The organism is Rhodobacter maris, assembly GCF_900217815.1.
Lineage (GTDB): Bacteria > Pseudomonadota > Alphaproteobacteria > Rhodobacterales > Rhodobacteraceae > Rhodobacter > Rhodobacter maris.
This window is the reverse complement of the sequence record NZ_OBMT01000001.1, coordinates 872873-888897: the sequence shown is the minus strand read 5'-3', so window position 1 is coordinate 888897 and position 16025 is coordinate 872873. Positions and strand designations below refer to the sequence as shown.

11 protein-coding genes and 1 tRNA gene are annotated in these 16025 nt (G+C 59.5%); 4 read left to right on the top strand and 8 right to left on the bottom strand.

Annotated elements, in window-relative coordinates; translation table 11 throughout:
• The first annotated feature begins 17 nt into the window (after nt 1-17).
• Nucleotides 18-94 (top strand) — tRNA-Met (locus CRO22_RS04270).
• Here the strand turns inward: CRO22_RS04270 and CRO22_RS04265 are convergent.
• The 8 genes from CRO22_RS04265 to CRO22_RS04220 form a co-directional block, all read right to left on the bottom strand.
• Nucleotides 51-1799 (bottom strand): recombinase family protein, encoded by a 1749-nt coding sequence (locus CRO22_RS04265; protein WP_097068897.1) that lies wholly within the window; start codon nt 1797-1799, stop codon nt 51-53. The two genes, CRO22_RS04270 and CRO22_RS04265, sit on opposite strands and share 44 nt — an antisense overlap.
• A 106-nt stretch (nt 1800-1905) precedes the next feature.
• The gene (locus tag CRO22_RS04260) at nt 1906-2196 is read right to left on the bottom strand and encodes a hypothetical protein (RefSeq protein WP_097068821.1); all 291 of its coding nucleotides are present in this window, start codon (nt 2194-2196) and stop codon (nt 1906-1908) included.
• A 347-nt stretch (nt 2197-2543) separates the two neighbouring features.
• A complete protein-coding gene (locus CRO22_RS04255) occupies nt 2544-4757 on the bottom strand; it encodes an AAA family ATPase (protein ID WP_097068820.1) in 2214 nt (737 codons plus the stop codon).
• A 79-nt stretch (nt 4758-4836) separates the two neighbouring features.
• Nucleotides 4837-5373 carry a hypothetical protein gene (locus CRO22_RS04250; RefSeq protein WP_097068819.1) on the bottom strand — a complete coding sequence of 179 codons (537 nt, stop codon included), beginning with the start codon at nt 5371-5373 and terminating at the stop codon, nt 4837-4839.
• A gap of 154 nt (nt 5374-5527) precedes the next feature.
• Nucleotides 5528-6028 carry a hypothetical protein gene (locus CRO22_RS04245; protein ID WP_097068818.1) on the bottom strand — a complete coding sequence of 167 codons (501 nt, stop codon included), beginning with the start codon at nt 6026-6028 and terminating at the stop codon, nt 5528-5530.
• Between the two features lie 505 nt (nt 6029-6533).
• Nucleotides 6534-7931 (bottom strand): reverse transcriptase domain-containing protein, encoded by a 1398-nt coding sequence (locus CRO22_RS04235; RefSeq protein ID WP_097068816.1) that lies wholly within the window; start codon nt 7929-7931, stop codon nt 6534-6536.
• Nucleotides 7932-8677: 746 nt separating this feature from the next.
• Nucleotides 8678-11314 (bottom strand): relaxase/mobilization nuclease domain-containing protein, encoded by a 2637-nt coding sequence (locus tag CRO22_RS04225; RefSeq protein WP_097068814.1) that lies wholly within the window; start codon nt 11312-11314, stop codon nt 8678-8680.
• Nucleotides 11311-11715 carry a hypothetical protein gene (locus CRO22_RS04220; RefSeq protein WP_097068813.1) on the bottom strand — a complete coding sequence of 135 codons (405 nt, stop codon included), beginning with the start codon at nt 11713-11715 and terminating at the stop codon, nt 11311-11313. Before CRO22_RS04220 ends, CRO22_RS04225 begins: the two co-directional genes overlap by 4 nt.
• A gap of 694 nt (nt 11716-12409) precedes the next feature.
• Here CRO22_RS04220 and CRO22_RS04215 point away from each other — a divergent pair.
• From CRO22_RS04215 to CRO22_RS04205, 3 genes are read left to right on the top strand one after another with little or no spacing between them, the layout of a single operon-like run.
• Nucleotides 12410-13963, top strand: a complete 1554-nt coding sequence (locus tag CRO22_RS04215) for a class I SAM-dependent DNA methyltransferase (protein WP_097068812.1) — start codon at nt 12410-12412, stop codon at nt 13961-13963.
• The gene (locus CRO22_RS04210; RefSeq protein ID WP_097068811.1) at nt 13960-15174 is read left to right on the top strand and encodes a restriction endonuclease subunit S; all 1215 of its coding nucleotides are present in this window, start codon (nt 13960-13962) and stop codon (nt 15172-15174) included. The genes CRO22_RS04215 and CRO22_RS04210 overlap by 4 nt, the downstream gene beginning before the upstream one ends.
• Nucleotides 15171-16025 (top strand): hypothetical protein, encoded by an 855-nt coding sequence (locus CRO22_RS04205; RefSeq protein ID WP_097068810.1) that lies wholly within the window; start codon nt 15171-15173, stop codon nt 16023-16025. Before CRO22_RS04210 ends, CRO22_RS04205 begins: the two co-directional genes overlap by 4 nt.

Genomic DNA, 16025 nt, shown 5'->3' with positions numbered 1-16025 from the left:
CGCTACGCGCAGACAGTCGCGGGGTGGAGCAGCCCGGTAGCTCGTCAGGCTCATAACCTGAAGGTCGTAGGTTCAAATCCTACCCCCGCAACCAACACTAATTCCTCCATAATATCAACAGCTTGCGTGCGAGACCCGGTCCCGTTCGACACAAGTAGCATCTCCGTAGCCGCAGTTCCGGCCGCGCCGCGCGTCACCACATTCACGGGCTGACCCGTCGCAAGGCGCAGCAGCCCCGCCAGCGAGCCGTGAAGATCTGCAACCAGGTCCACGCCCCCCTTCGCCGTCGTTGACGGCACAGGATGCAGCACGATCTTCTCGATCAGGCCGCGGATCGCATCCTTCGCTTCGCTCGCATGCGCAGGCTCGGTCAGCGCCGCGATCAGCTCCCGGATCCGCTTCCGATACGTCCCTGCCATCGACGGGTGAAACCGCACCACCGACGGGGCAGGGGAGGCCGCAAGCAACGCCTCAAGCTCCGCCTGACGCGCCGCAAGCGCCTCCATCTTCGACTTCACCCGTGCGGCAGGAATGCCTTCCAGAAGCGCATCGACCAGCTTGTCGTGGTCGCGCTTCACCTGGCGCAGCTCCGCCTCTCTCGTCGCCCGAAAGGTGTCCGCCGCCTTCTCGAGCCGGTTCCGCTCCGCCGCATATTCCTCGCAGAAGACCCGCACCGCCTCGTCGTCCATCAGATGATGCTCCAGCGCATGCAGCACCCGTCCCTCGATGTCCTCCCTTTTGATCACCGTCATGTTCGTGCAGACTGCCTTACCCTTCGTGCGCGCCGACGTGCAGCCGAACCCATCCTGACCGACCTTCGAAAATCCCGAGCCGCAGCAGCCGCATTTGAGCAGGTAAGAAAGCAGAAACTTTGGCCGACGACGATCATGGATCGGCACATTGGTTCCCTTCGACTTCAGCGACCCCTGACGGGTTCTGACGGCTTCCCAAAGCACCTCATCGACGATCCGCAGGTGCGGCACGTCGATCCTTTCGACGATCTCTGCCGGGTTCTGGCGCGACACTCTTTTGCCGGTATCCGGATCCTTGGCGTAATTGAGCCGGTTCCAGACCCGAACCCCGGCATAGAGCGTGTTGTTCAGGATCCCGGTGCCGCGCTCCCGATTGCCGTGCAGCGTCGAGGCGCTCCAATACTTGCCGCGCGGGGCAGGGATCCCCTCAAGGTTCAGCGTTTCGGCGATCTTTTTCGGCGAGAGCCCTTTGATCGCGTAATCCTCGAAAATCCGCCGCACCACCGCCGCTTCCAGCGGAGCGATCTCAAGATCGCCCCGTTCCTCTTTGCGGTTCGCCTCCACGGGGGCCAGCACCTTGTACCCGTAACTCTTTCCTCCGGCATTCTTGCCAGCCTTGATCCGGCCTTTCTGGCCGCGGCGCGTCTTCAGCGCGATGTCTCGCAACTGGATCTCGTTCATTGTCCCCTTCATACCGATCAGCATCTTGTCGATCTTGCCCTCGGTCAGGGTGTGCAGTTCGACCTTGCCGAACTCGAGATCATCGTGAAATCCTGCGATATCGGCCAGCTTGCGCGACAGTCGGTCCAGCGCTTCCGACAAAACGATATCGAACTTCCTTGCCTTTGCATCCCGCAGCAGCGCCTTGATCCCCGTGCGGAACATCGACGCCCCGGAAACAGCCTTGTCGCTGTATTCGCCAGCGATCTGCCAGCCCATCCGAAGCGCATGTTCGCGGCACGAATCCAGTTGGTCCTCAATCGAGGCGTCACGCTGCTTGTCCGTTGAAAACCGCGCATAGAGCGCAACACGCTGGGGCTGGGTCATGGGTGTCTCCTCCAAGATAGGGCGCCCATCGGAACGCCACGATGATCTGCGGGCCGCTGCCCCCGCGCAAGAAGGAAGTTTGATCAGGGAGAAAAGGAGGGCAGGCTCAGCGCTTCAGCTTCGCTCTACTGCGTTTCCCGACCAAGCGTTCCTCAATGGTGATGCCCGCACTGGTGCTGCAATGATCCGCCCGCGCGGCCTCCCGCGCCAGAATCCGGATGAAGTGGAGATACTGTTCTCTCAGCATCTCCCTCTCGGCGTGCGAAATCGGTCGCGTGACCAGTCCGGCGGTTGCCGCTGTCGCCGACAAATGGACCGGCGGCGCGGAAGCCACTTCGGCATCCGGCGCATCTGCCCCGGCCCTTTTGCTGACATGCCTCTTTCGATCCCGCGCCATCGGCCGAGTTTCTCCGTTCTCGCGAACGAAGAATCATTCGCAGCTTTAATATGTTTTCGGCGGGAGTGAAGTTTTGATTCCACCACCTTCCATTTAAACATAATCTGTAAGCTGAAATTTTGAAATGCTCGATCAGAATTGCGGGTTGCCAAGTATGTGGATAACCGTATTGCTGGAAATTTTGTCGCCATAAATTTTTGAAAAGATGTGAGAATATTATCTTTGTGGAGTGGTTTTCGGATGATATTTTTCCGCATATTTCCGCGGTTTGTGAAAAAAAATTTCACATCCCGGCGTTGAGATGTCGCGTGAGGTGGCTGGAAATATTCGGCGCTCGCGGTCATATTCTACTCCTCCCCTGAAAAATTCGGAAACGGAATGACTTCAGCACCGGTCGCGGGGACATCTTCATATTCGATCCCCCGGAGAATTTTGTGAATCCACCCTGTGTCAAGTTCGCGCTCGCGCAACAGCACTCGCGCGAGGCGATGAATGTATTTGATGTGTTGGGAAAGCAGATGCGTCGCCTCGGTTTCTGCCGCACGCAGACGCCCTTCAACCCTTTCCCTCAAGCGCTGATCTGTCAACAGCGAGGGCGTGCTATCGATGTCGAACCATGTCAGCCCGTCGTCAGACAGGTGCCACTGCCGGTCGATCTTGAGCGCGACGCGCGTTGCGAGTGCCAGGTCGCTTTGCCCGCCTTCGCCAGCCCCGCTTGAGACGTCTCCATATACCAGAATCTCGGCCATCCTTCCCGCAAGCAGCACCGTCAGCTCCGCCGAGGCGGTTTCGAGAGTGTGATACTGCGTCCTCGGGCTGATCACAGAGCCGCCTTGGGACGTGAGGCGGACGGAGATCGGCATCGGTCTGCGCAGGAGATAGCCCGCCAGCACATGGCCCGCCTCGTGAATGGCCATGCGTTCGTCGAGCGCCGGGTCGAGACGCGGCGCCAGCTTGTCTGCCGCAGAATGAAGTTGTTCGATCGTAACAGATCCTCCCGTCTCTCGGGCCATACCTGCCGCAGAGCGCAGCAAGGCGGCGATATCTGCGCCTGAGCTGCCAAGGAGTTGTCTTGCCAAGCGGGATCGCTCCCGGTCGCTGATTAAGGGGCTCGGTTGCAACCGTGCCAGACCAGCTTCAAGTTGGGCTGAAATTCCGTGCAGGCTCGGCAATTCCATCGCAACCTTTGCATCTAGGCGCCCGCTGCGAACCACCGCCGGATCAACGTCCCCCGGATGATTGGTGGCGGCCAGAACGATCACGCCGGGCGTTTGCGCCAGACGCGTCAACTCACGCAGCAGGCCGTTTGTGACGCCCCGCATATAAGAGGCGTTGCGGTCGGTTCCGGTGCGAACCGTGAAGCTGTCGATCTCGTCAATGAGGAAGACTGAGGGCGCCTTGCGGATCGCCTCGCGAACCCGCGCCGACAGTTCGGCAAGCATATCCCCTTGATGCCCCATCTTTTGGCACTCCGCATAGCTCGTCGAGATAAGCGGCACCCCGGCCGTTCCTGCCAACGCACGGGCCATGGTCGTCTTGCCCGTCCCCGGCGGGCCGTAGAGGAGCGCCGAAGCCGTGACCTCGGACCAGTCGAGTTGACCGGCCTGCCATTGCGCCAGATCGGCAACCATTTGCCGCATGAGGCGGACCGCGTCGGGTTGCCCATGCATGTCCTCAAGCAAAAGCGGCCCGCTGCCGGGCACAGAGATGCCGTTTCGCGCCAGAGAGCGCACCACTTCGTGCGACGACGCTCCGAAAAATGCGGCGTTGATCGACAGGGCCGAGAGCCGTGCCAGGTCGGCGCGGGACGGCAGCAGCGCATGGACTTCCATTTCGTCGAAATCCTCGGGGTGGGTCAGGCGCATCGATTCGGTCACCGCTTCCGGTGTCGGACGCGGCAGTTGCAGGATAAGGTGACATAGGTCGGCGAGGTCGCCGTCGATCACCTCTCGATCCGGCGAGACGATCAGGACGGATGCCCCCTGTTCAAGCAATGGACGCAATTTCGAACGAAAAATCCGCATTTCCGACGCGCGATCTTTCGGGTGCATCGCCATGTCCGGCGCGCAAATCTGGATTTTCGGATCGGCCTCGTCGGGCCTGATCCCCGCTCGGGCGCGCAGATGCCGCAGAATCTGCCGCGACAAGGCCTTTTCTGTGACGCCTTCGAAGCCAGCCGGCGGCATCACCAAGGTGATCGTGCCGGGCGCAGAGATGCTTCCCAGCTGCGAGTCCTCCGGCAATGCCATTGCCAGGGATGCGAGCGCGATGAGTGTGGTGGCCTCGGACCGGTGCGGACGCCGTAGTTGCGGGCCAGCCTCTTCAGCTTCGCGGATCGCGATTTCGCGCTCGGCGTCCTCGATGCCCCGGCGCATCAGTTCAAGCAACGAAGCGTCAGACCTGTCCGGTTTGGGCCGCCCCGCAAGAGCCGGAAAATCCGGATCTTCGGGAGGGAGATCGGGGAAATCGTCATCGATCGCGGCGTCCAAGGAAAGGAATGCAGTCAAAAAACCGACAATCTTTTGAGTGACGACGGGCTGGCAGGTTTGGTTAGTGCTCATGGCGAACCTCGGAAAAAATAGTCTCTGCCCCCGACCTAGGCGGTCGGCGGGAGTACATCCGGAAAAGGGGGGGAGGGCGTCAGGAACCGATCTCGCGGCGTTCCCGGCGGGAGGCGATCGCCTCAAGAAAACTCACCTGCGGACGCGCTCGTAGGTTAAACACGTCGGATACGGGGAAACGGTGTTGCTTGCGGGGTTCAGTGGTGAAAAACACGACATTCTCTGGCAGAGCGACCAGCGCTGCGATGTCGAACGCATCGTCCTCATAGGTGCGCCGTCCACTCGGACTCCGGCGATAGCCCTGTTCCATCGCAAACCGATACCATCCGGCACGGGGGTGCGTGACCGTCTTGATCTGCATCCGCAGCAATTCATCCGCGACGAAGACGAGGCAATCGTAAGGTTCCGACTCTGGCGCGGCGACGACGTAGAACCCCCAGCGCGTCAGCAGGGAGTCGACGAGTTTTTCGCCTGCGGCACCGATGCGCTTCGCATAGGTCGCGCGGACGGGGCCAGACACGTCTGGGTAGCGGATGAGCGGGGAGGGCGCCCCGAACGGCAACGGGGCGGACGGGGCAAGCGGGGGCAGGAGCCCCGGAAAGACAAGCTGTGACATGGGTCACCTCGGAAAAAGTCAGAATGAGCCTCGGCCGATGGCCGGGGAAGCATGTGTCTTCGACATCTCAGGTCGCGCGCTCAGCCAAAACGACAAGCATGGCGGCAGGACGACTGCCGGGGAGCCGAAGAAGGGATGTTTTTGGTGCTGACGCTCAACTCGTCGCGACGACGTCCGCCTCCGGATCAGCTTCGCAGGGATCTACGAATGCGGACAGCGTTGTCAGATCCGCTAGCCTCTGGCGGGCGGTTCGGACCATCTGTTTTACCCGTGCCGGAGCGTATTCGGGGCAAGTAAAACGAGCGGGATGGGTGTCAAGGAGAGCGAATGCCTTGAAGAATTCGGAGCTGGAAGAGGATTCGATCATGATCCGCGTGAGCATCGCCGTGGCTTTGAGCGATTGGTCCCCTAATCCGTCAAGTTCTTCTTTCGTGATGTCGCCAATCTGGTCAAGAACGGTACTGCGGGCGCGTTCGGCATCGCGCAGCCAGTTGAGGCAAGCGGGATCGGTGGCCCAGTCGCTTTCGGCGTCGCGCTCAGCCTCGACATAGGCCGCCAGCGCGATAAGGAACTTAGGGAACTTCCGCACGATCGACGACGGCTGAGCGACGGGTTTCATCACGCCGCGCGGCGTGGTAGTAAAGTGGGTAGCCATGAGTGATCTCCTCGTAAGATCAGTTGTGGTCAGGATTGAGGAGGTGTTGGTAGCGCCTCCTTGATCCGCATATCGGACATATGCGATATTCTCGGTATTGTCAATAAGTGATATATCGACTATATGCTTTTTATGGCTAGAGAAACCGCTTACCCCGTCAAAAAGCTCGTCAATCTCACCGAGGAGCAAGCGAAACGCATATCCGATTTCCGGTTCGATCAACGTTTGCAGTCGGAGAACGAGGCGATCCGACGGCTGATTGAGCTAGGCTTGGAGGTGATCGAAAAGCATCGCTCTTCGGGACAGTAAGAACGTCTACCCCTCTGTTGTCACAAAGATCTGCGGCCGCACAAACTGCCTGACCAGCAGGGCTGGTCTGGAGCCAACGGAAAGCCGCGAGTACTCCCCGCCAAAACCGCCGTTGGAGAGCGTTGCCGAGATTGGTCCGGGCGCATCGATGGCTTCGGGGCATTCGAAAGGGGCAGACAGCTGCCGTTCGCTGCATCTAGCTCGAATGACTGCGGCGCTCAGATAGCTGGGGAATCTGCGGCAAGCTTAATCTGCTTGTTTCGCAGCTTTTTTCGCGGGTGTTGTCGAACATATCTGCTGTCGAAGGGACGCCAAGTATCATCGCCTTGACCCGATGATCGGCCTTTCCAAGCTGCCGAACGATCACGCCGTGGTAGTCTGCGACCTGCTTCGCAACGTAGTCGTCGAGGTGCTCGAAGGGTTGACGTTGATTGCAGAAGGCGAAGGATTTTTGCCATCCATAGATGCGCCTACCCAAAGAATCTAAAGTGGCGCTATGTGAATGCTTGGAGCTGAGGGAGCTTCCCTTCGTGATCGCCGCCTTGATTGCAGTCTTGGAAGCTGCAAGCGTCTCTCTGACGCCGTCCTTCATGTTATCGATAGATTTCGCGCTGGGGACGCATCGCTTGGGCTGTAGAGTGCAGCCAAGGAAGTTGATGGAATTGCGGCACTCGCCTTGCGCAGCCTTTTCCGGGCCATCTGAGGGTGAGTAGAGACCGAAACCAAAGTCTGTCAGGGTTTTCTCAGCATACGCTTTGGCGGCGTCGACAGAAGCAAGGTCTGCGCCGACCATCAGAATGTCGTCGATGTATCTTACCGCCGTCACTCCCATGGTGTTCAGCTTCTGGTCCATGTCGTAAAGCAACACATTTCCCGCGAAGGCCGAAAGGGAGGACCCTTGAGCAACGCCGATTCCGCCCTTCGGAAAAAGGTTCGTGTAACCTACAAGTTCATCTTCATTCGCCAATTGAACCTCAAGAGCCTTGGCGAACAGCTCAACGAATGCTTCGTCCCCGGTTTCTCGCCGAACGAAGTCAACCACCTTGTCTGTCGGAATCTTGGTGAAGAAGGCCCGAATGTCGGACTGGAAGTAGAATTTCGCCCCGCCGTCAATTGCTGCCATGATAGTCTCGATGGCGGGGCGAACGCCGCCATGAGGGTAGATTAGCCCTCCAACGCCATACTTGGATCGGTTGACGTCGTTGATGCGCCCCAGCCTATTGTCGCGAATGCTCTCATATCGTGTGTCCGGGTCGCGTAGGTCACGCGCCTGCCGTGGCTGCAGAACCTGTAGGATTGCCCGCTGCACGACACGGCTCTGGATGGTGGATATTGCGATGGGCCGTGGGTCTTTACCTGCTGCAAGACGCTTGCGCTTGTCCTTCAGGACGCCCTCGACAGGATCAAAGGAGAGCTTTCCCGTGCGCAGTTGACCAATGATGCGCCTAAGGTGACGCTGGTGAGCATGCTCGAACTCGGAGGCTTTACCGCGAATATCTTCATTGCCTGAGGTTAAAGCGCTGCGCTTTACGTGTCGCCAGGCTGAGAAGATGTTTTGTTCGCTTCTGACTTCGTCGAATAGTGTCTTCGCCATTTTCTTCGCTCGGGTCCTCCGCTCATACAATCCCGACCGTTGACGGACACCCATCCTCTGCGCACGGCATGGCCGCTACGACAGACACCTCAGCGGCAACAGCCACCTTGGCGAGGTCTCCGTGGCGCACGATCCGCATGGACAGGTCCAGCTTCACGTCGGGCGCCATGGCTACCATGGACGCTGCAGCGAGCGCGATCAAAATTCCGCGCACACCGGTAAGCCAGCTCAGGCGAGCCGGTTTTTCGGGGCAAATTCACGCATTTCTCCACCTTCCACCTTAGCAGGTTTTTAGCAACGTCAAGCGTGTTTCGCCCCGGCCACGCCCGCCGCTTAGAATGCTTATCTGCTGCTTGGAGGCCGTCAACAGACGGAGCATTCACAGCTTCAAAGCCAACGGTCAGGCCCAGCCCATCCTCTGCGCACGGCATGGCCGCTACGACAGACACCTCAGCGGCAACAGCCACCTTGGCGAGGTCTCCGTGGCGCACGATCCGCATGGACAGGTCAAGCTTCACGTCGGGCGCCATGGCTACCATGGACATACCGGGTATAGTGGTGACGCAGCGCCATATGTTCAAGAGGGCCGATCTTGTTTTCAAATAGCGATTAAACAACTTGTTCGACATCAAAGGCTCGAACTCGCCGTTTGCTACGGTCGTCATGAGTGACCGGTATGGGCTATTCATGCTATCTGACGGTTACTGTCGGAAAGGGAGTGGTGCAGCTTCGTCCTGTAGGGCCGTTCAGTCGAAGTCGGGTGTGGTCCGATCATCTTCAGACCGGAGGAGCACTCCGTTGTCGATCTCGCGATTTGTCTCGGCTGCTCTCTCCACGCCGATCCAGTGCGCCGCGCTTGCTTCTTTTCGGGCATTCAAAACGTCGAGCCAGTCCTTGCAGTTCACATCCGCCCCCGAAACCCGGCTTGGTGGCGCCAACCGGTTTGTCCCGGTCACGATCTTCGCAAGCGCCGCATGCATCGCCTCACCCGCGCGGTCATTGTCGAAGCCTCCAAGCGTTTCCCGGCCAGCGGCAAGGTGCATCAGGGCGCGCTCCGTCTCGGGGCCGAAGCCGCCCCCGGTCGACACGTAAATCGTGTCGTGACGGTTCTCGATCTCCGCCAGAGCCAGCGCATCGAGGCCGCCTTCGAGGACGACCATGCGGCGGGACATGCTTGGGTCGCCCAGAATGCAGACCGACTTGCGCCCGCCTTTTGCAAACCGAGCCTGGTTCTTTTCCCCGTCGCGCTCCCACCGCTGCTCGAAGCCTTGAATGTCCCCTGTCGCCAGATTTCGATGCGCGAAATAGATGCCACCGAATGCCCCGCAACGCAGGGCGTCGGCGAAGCGACGCAGGGTCGCCTTCGATATCCCACGCTTTTCCGCATAGCTCGTGCTCTGGCCGACGAGTCCCGCAGCTTCCCAGCGGCGCCGAACCTCGGTGTGATCGGGCGGTGTCGGAGATCTGCCGGTCGGTGCTGCCTCGACCACGACAGGCGCGGTGCCCGCGAGATCCCGCAGCGCCGCCCGCGCGTGGCCCAGTGTCCGACCCGGATTGTCCCGCCGCCACAAATCGAAGATCGTGCCGCTGTCGCCGGTCTTGTTCGACACCCAGAGCCAGCGGCCATCCGGCTTAAGTGTGCATTTGATTGTGTCGCCGCCACGCTGATAGATGCGGAAGGCGCGGCCCTCCTTGTCCGAACTGTCGCGATGCGTCCGCGACACGTCTGCCCAGCCTCCGGCTGCCGCGATGACGCCGATATCGAGCCGTTTGAGATGTTCCAACTCGTCGCGATCATTGTCGCGAACGGTTTTCCGGATGTTCCGGATCTTCGCCAGAGCGTGACGCGCCGCATCCGGGGCAGGTTGCGGTTCAGGCACATGTCGCGCATCCAACGGGGGAGACGGTTCGTGATCGCGCCCGTCGTCCATGGCGCGTTTCTCGGCCGCGACCTCCATCCGAAACCGGCTGTTTCGTTGCAGCGCATACTCGCGCTCCGTCATCTCTTCGAGATGAGCCCTCTGCGCCGCATGCTCTGCGGCATCGAGGCGCCGCTTTTGCCGCTGTGCCTCGAAGATCCGGTCAGCTTCGGCTTGGATATCAGCAGGAACGCCCGTCACCCGCAGCCCCGCCTGCGCGGCCTCGACCGAAATCTGCCGAACGTAGTCTGCGCTGCCTGTCGGGGTCACGCTCGACCAGCGTTTCGCTTTTGCCATCGCGATCATCGTTGCCCTCGTCTCGTGCGAGGAGGCCGTCGTTGACAGGCGCGCGCCATGATCCATGACGACCGCGCCGGAACGGAACGTGATCTGCGGCGGCAATGCTGCCAGATCGACGAAGCGGATTTCCCGCGCGACACGCGAGTCGATGTGAATTTCGATGTAGATGCGGCGCAGAAGGGTTGTCTTGAACGCCGTGGCGCGCGTCGCCTTCTCGTCCTCGGGCGCCACCTGACCGATCAGGCCGCAGGTAGAGGATAGATCGCTGCCGGGATTTCGTTTCGGCATTGCCTCGGCTGGCTTGAAGGCGCCGAATAGCTTTTCCATCCGCGAAATCGAGAGGCGCGCGCCGAAAGAACTTGCTTTGACGAATTCCGTCGAGCCGACCAAATAGACCCGCGCACCGGATCCAAACCTGTCATACCGAAGCCCCAGATCGTGAAATACGGTGTGAACGTCTTGCCAGGTCCTGCATGTGTCGAGCGCTTTCCAAAGCTTGATCTTGAGCGCGTCGGGGATCGCGTGATCGAAGACCTCGATCCCTGTCTTTTTTTCGACCTTGATCTGTGCCGAGGTCTTCTTCCGCCGCCCGTTTTCACGTGCCATCTTGATCTCCTGATAGTGCTCCTCTTGCCGCGCGACCAACTTGACGATTTTTCTGCCCCTGATTTCTTGCACGACGAAATCATACTGTCCGCGATCGTGGGGCCATCCCATCTCGAGCTCGATCTGCCGACACGCCTGTTCCGCTCTGCGTCGATCATTCGATTTCGACCAGGCCCTCCCGGTGAGCGGATGGACCGTATTGATCACGGCATGCACATGACGGCGCGGTGTATCATCGTGTGTGGCAATGACGGCCTGATGCTCATGCAACCCCAAGGCCCGGAGCATGCGGGCCATCGCCGCGATTTGCTGCGCCTCGGTTGGACGCTCGATTTCATGCCAGGAGATGACAATATGATAATAAGGATTTTGCACCCTGTTGGAGAGCTGAGAAGTCAGGTTCATTTCCTCCGCAGCATCCGTCCAGCTTCTGCACGACAGATTTCGTATGGCGATGCTTGAACCCTTTTCGCACACGTAACGAATGCCGGGTAGGAAGGCCTCTCGCCCCCCGCCGGACCCGAGTTCTCCTTCCCTGGCAATCACCTTGCAAATCATTTCAACATATTCCGGAGCATTTTGCCGAGTGTCTCGATCTGCCCCGGAATGCCGATCAGGAACTTCAGGTCCTCCGGACTGATCGTTTTAATCTTTCCTGAGTTGAGATGTCGTGCGATTTGGTTGGCGTTTGAGCCCAGTTTGCCAATGTGTCCTAGGATCAAAGTCAAATCTCGCCTCTGTATGTTCTTCACTTCTGCGTTGCCCAAGATGAAGGCATTTAGAAATTGCTGCCCGCTTTCGAATCCCTCCGCGCGAGCGCGCTCCTGAAATGCGCCCCACTCGTCCGCGGAGATACGTTTTGAAATCCTATGTGTCGCGCGCCGTTTCTCAGATCGGGGTTTTCCATCTCCAGCTCTTGCCATGTTTGCACCGTGTGTTTTCAGCTCCCCACGAATCATAAATCGCCACCGTGAAAATCTTCACACACATTATTCTCTCTACCGCCCCACCTGCGGCGCGGAGAGCTCTGCTCGACAAGCCGCAGAAAAATAATAGGAAATACTTTTTCACGAATAGAGTGCCTGAGTTTTCCGCAATAAAGCCATTCGACTGTATCGCTTTCCTCTTTTACTTGGGTCGCGTTCCGGGTCGAATATTCTCCGAATTTTGTGTTCAGGGGTGCGGTTGGTCATCCAAGCTATAATTTTCGCTGGCCCGGTAATGTGGTTGATTTTATGGGGGTATGCGAATAAAGATATGCCATTCGGTATTTGAAAATTGACGTCCCAATTCTTTAGCAGGGTATGGGGACGGGTTCCCGTCCCCCGACTGCAAGCAGTCGCCCTGACCCAGATCTCGGCGCGCCCGGCAGCGCTTCTCGATCCGGGTAAACGGCGAACCCTCGGCGCTCATCGATATGCGCGTCTCGGGTTCGGTTGGGGCGGTTGGGTGGAGAATGTGAGGAAGATTGCGAGGGTGACGGTTGGCTGGCCCCCCTGAGCATGTGGCGCTCTTCGGTCGTGGGGGAGGGTGCTGCCTCACTCATGTCTGGATGAGAATGAGGTGCGGTCATATGCTCTCGCTTGACGGCTGGATTTCGCGCTCCGGCTGAAATACCGTTTCCGAAAATCTTTCCTGGGAGCAGATTCACCAATGGCGTCAAATGACAACGGCTCCGATCTCGGCATTGAAGCCAGCCTTTTCAAAACGGCGGACAAGCTGCGCGGCAATATGGAGCCGTCGGATTACAAGCACGTTGCCCTTGGCCTGATCTTCCTCAAGCATATCTCGGACGGGTTCGAGGCCAAGCGCGCCGAACTTCTGGCCGACTACCCCGAGGGTGCCGAGGATCCCGACGAATACCTTGCCGACAATATCTTCTGGGTGCCCCAAGAAGCGCGCTGGTCGCATCTGCAGGCCAGCGCCAAGCAGCCCACGATCGGCCGTCTGATCGACGAGGCGATGATCGCCATCGAGAAGGTCAACCCCTCGCTCAAGGGCGTCCTGCCCAAGGATTACGGTCGCCCCGCCCTAAACGCCGTCATGCTTGGGGAGCTCATCGACCTGATCTCGGGCATCGCGCTGGGCGAGGGCAAGGACAAGGCGCGCGATCTGCTGGGCCGGGTCTACGAATATTTCCTCGGCCAGTTCGCGGGCTCCGAGGGCAAACGCGGCGGCGAATTCTACACCCCCCGTTCGGTCGTGCGCACCATGGTCGAGATGCTCGAACCCTACAAGGGCCGCGTCTATGACCCCTGCTGCGGCTCGGGCGGCATGTTCGTGCAATCGGAAAAATTCGTCGAGGCGCATGGCGGCCGTCTGGGCGACATCGCGATCTACGGGCAGGAGAGCAACTACACCACCTGGCGGCTGTGCAAGATGAACCTTGCCGTGCGCGGCATCGACGCCGACATCCGCTGGAACTCCGAAGGCACCTTCCACAAGAACGAACTGCCCGACCTGCGCGCCGATTACGTCCTCGCCAACCCGCCCTTCAACATCTCGGACTGGGGCGGGGAACGGCTGCGCGAGGATGCGCGCTGGAAATATGGCATCCCGCCCGCGGGCAATGCCAACTTCGCGTGGTTGCAGCACATCCTGCATCACCTCTCGCCCAGCGGCACGGCGGGGGTGGTGCTGGCCAATGGCTCGATGTCCTCGACGCAAAGCGGCGAGGGCGAGATGCGCCGCGCGATGATCGAGGGCCCCAATGGAAACGATGGCGTGGTCGATTGCATGATCGCCCTGCCGGGGCAGCTTTTCTATTCCACCCAGATCCCGGCCTGCCTGTGGTTTCTGGCGAAGGACAAATCAAACGGCATCGCGCGCGACCGCAAGCTGCGCGACCGGCGCGGCGAGGTGCTGTTCATCGACGCCCGCAAGCTGGGCTTCATGGTGGACCGCACGCGGCGCGAGTTTTCCGACGCCGACATCGCCCGCATTGCCGACACCTACCACGCCTGGCGGCTGGGTGAAGGTTACGCCGACGTGCCGGGCTTCTGCAAATCGGCGAGCCTCGAGGAAATCCGGTCGCACGGCCACGTCCTGACCCCGGGCCGCTATGTGGGGGCCGAGGCGGCGGAGGAGGACGAGACGCCCTTCACTGAGCGCTTCGCCGCGCTTCAGGAGCAACTGGAGGCACAGTTCGCCGAGGCCGAGGAACTTACGGCGACCATCCGGGCGCGGCTGGCGGGGGTTGGAGTGTGAGCAAGGGGTGGAAACACTGTCAACTTGGCGACGTGATCGAGTTGAAGCGCGGCTACGACCTGCCGCAGAAAGAACGACAGCCCGGCTCCATCCCGCTTGTCTCATCATCGGGCGTTTCCGACACGCACTCTGTGGCCAAAGTGAAAGGGCCGGGGGTTGTAACCGGGCGATATGGGACTATCGGGACAGTCTATTACGTTGAGGACGATTTCTGGCCGCTGAACACCACTCTATACGTCCGAGATTTTAAGGGAAACGATCCCCGATTTGTTTCCTACTTCCTGCGTGGGATCGATTTTCACGCATATTCCGACAAAGCCGCCGTTCCCGGACTTAACCGGAATGACTTGCACCAAGCCAACATCTTGTTCCCCCCCTTCCCCGAACAACGCGCGATTGCCGCAACCCTCGGGGCGCTGGATGACAAGATCGAGTTGAACCGGAAAATGAACGCCACGCTGGAGGCCATGGCGCGGGCGCTGTTCCGCGACTGGTTCGTCGATTTCGGCCCCACCCGCGCCAAGATGGAAGGCGCAGCGCCTTACCTCTCCCCCGACCTCTGGTCCCTCTTCCCCGACCGCCTCGACGCCGAGGGCAAACCGGAGGGGTGGGAGGAAAGCGGATTGCTCGATCTGGCAACTCTTCTTTCTGGCGGCACACCGAAAACCGACAAGGCGGAATACTGGAACGGTGGCATCCCTTGGGCGAGTGCGAAGGATGTCAGCCAATGTAAGGATGCGTTTCTGATCGAAACCGAACGAAGCATCTCCGAGAGCGGGCTCAAGAACAGCGCGACGAAGATCATTCCAAAATATGCGACGGTGGTTGTGGCGCGAGGTGCAACGACTGGCAGAAGCTGCATGTTTGGCTCGGATATCGCGATGAATCAAACTTGTTACGCACTCACATCTCGAAGCGGTCATCCATTCTGGCTGAATTGCGCGTTTCGCGAGTTGGTCGATCGGCTTGTGAATGCGGCCCATGGATCGGTGTTTGACACGATTACGACGCGGACCATTGAAGCGGTATCTCTCGTTCAAGGCCCGAAAGAGGTGTGTGACCAGTTCGAGCATATGGTAACCCCGATGTTCCAACGTCTGCTCGCCAACGTCCAAGAATCCCGCACCCTCGCTCAGACCCGCGACCTCCTCCTCCCCCGCCTGATGTCGGGGGAGTTGCGGGTGGCACAAGCCACGGAGAACCCTGAATGATAGTTTGTCGCACGTTTCAGGAATTGGCGTTCTGGGTCATGGACCGCATGGACCATGCGCTCCGCCGAAATCTTGCGTTCTCCGAGGAGACGATCACCGAAACTCTGCTTCTCAAGCTCGACGAAAGGCTTTCGCATTTCGGGCTGCGCGTAAAGTCATGGACCAAGAAAGAGGAGGGCGTCGGGACGAAAGCTACGGGTGGTCGCCCTACCGGCGCTGATTACGATATATGGTTTCGAGACATTGAGGGCGATGGCATCGGCGTCCGTATTCAGGCCAAACGGATGTTTCCCTCGGGGCTTTATAACAGCCTCGACGGCAATGGTCAGCAGATCATGGACCTTCGGAACAACTGCGGGTCGATGATCCCGATCTACCTCTTCTATAACCGAAACAACGGCAGGTTTACACCCATACCGACCTGCATTGCATCGGCAGAGTTTCGAGTCTGGGGCTGCGCCTTCGCGCCAGTGGATGGCATCCCCGCAATCAACAGTCCTTCTCCAATACAGATCGTCGGCATGCGGCCGTGGCACGAGTTGGTTTCAAATTGCGATTTGGGCCATGGCGAGCAAGGGCCGGGAAGGGACTTTAGCCTCACGCAGTCGGTTGCGGGCAACCTGAGGCGTGCATACGATTCCATTGCGGGGGCTAAATACGATTCCTTTTCACCGCGATTTGATCGTTTCCTGGACGCCCCGAAACTGAGTTTTGAGCCAAGCCGGAGAGAGCCTGACTGGGTCAAGGCTCTGGAACTCTCGCGTGATCGTCCGGGTCTCATCAACGACTACCTTGCAGGAACTGACCTCGAGGGTGTGGCGCTGATCGAGCAGAAGCGGAGGCTATTCTGA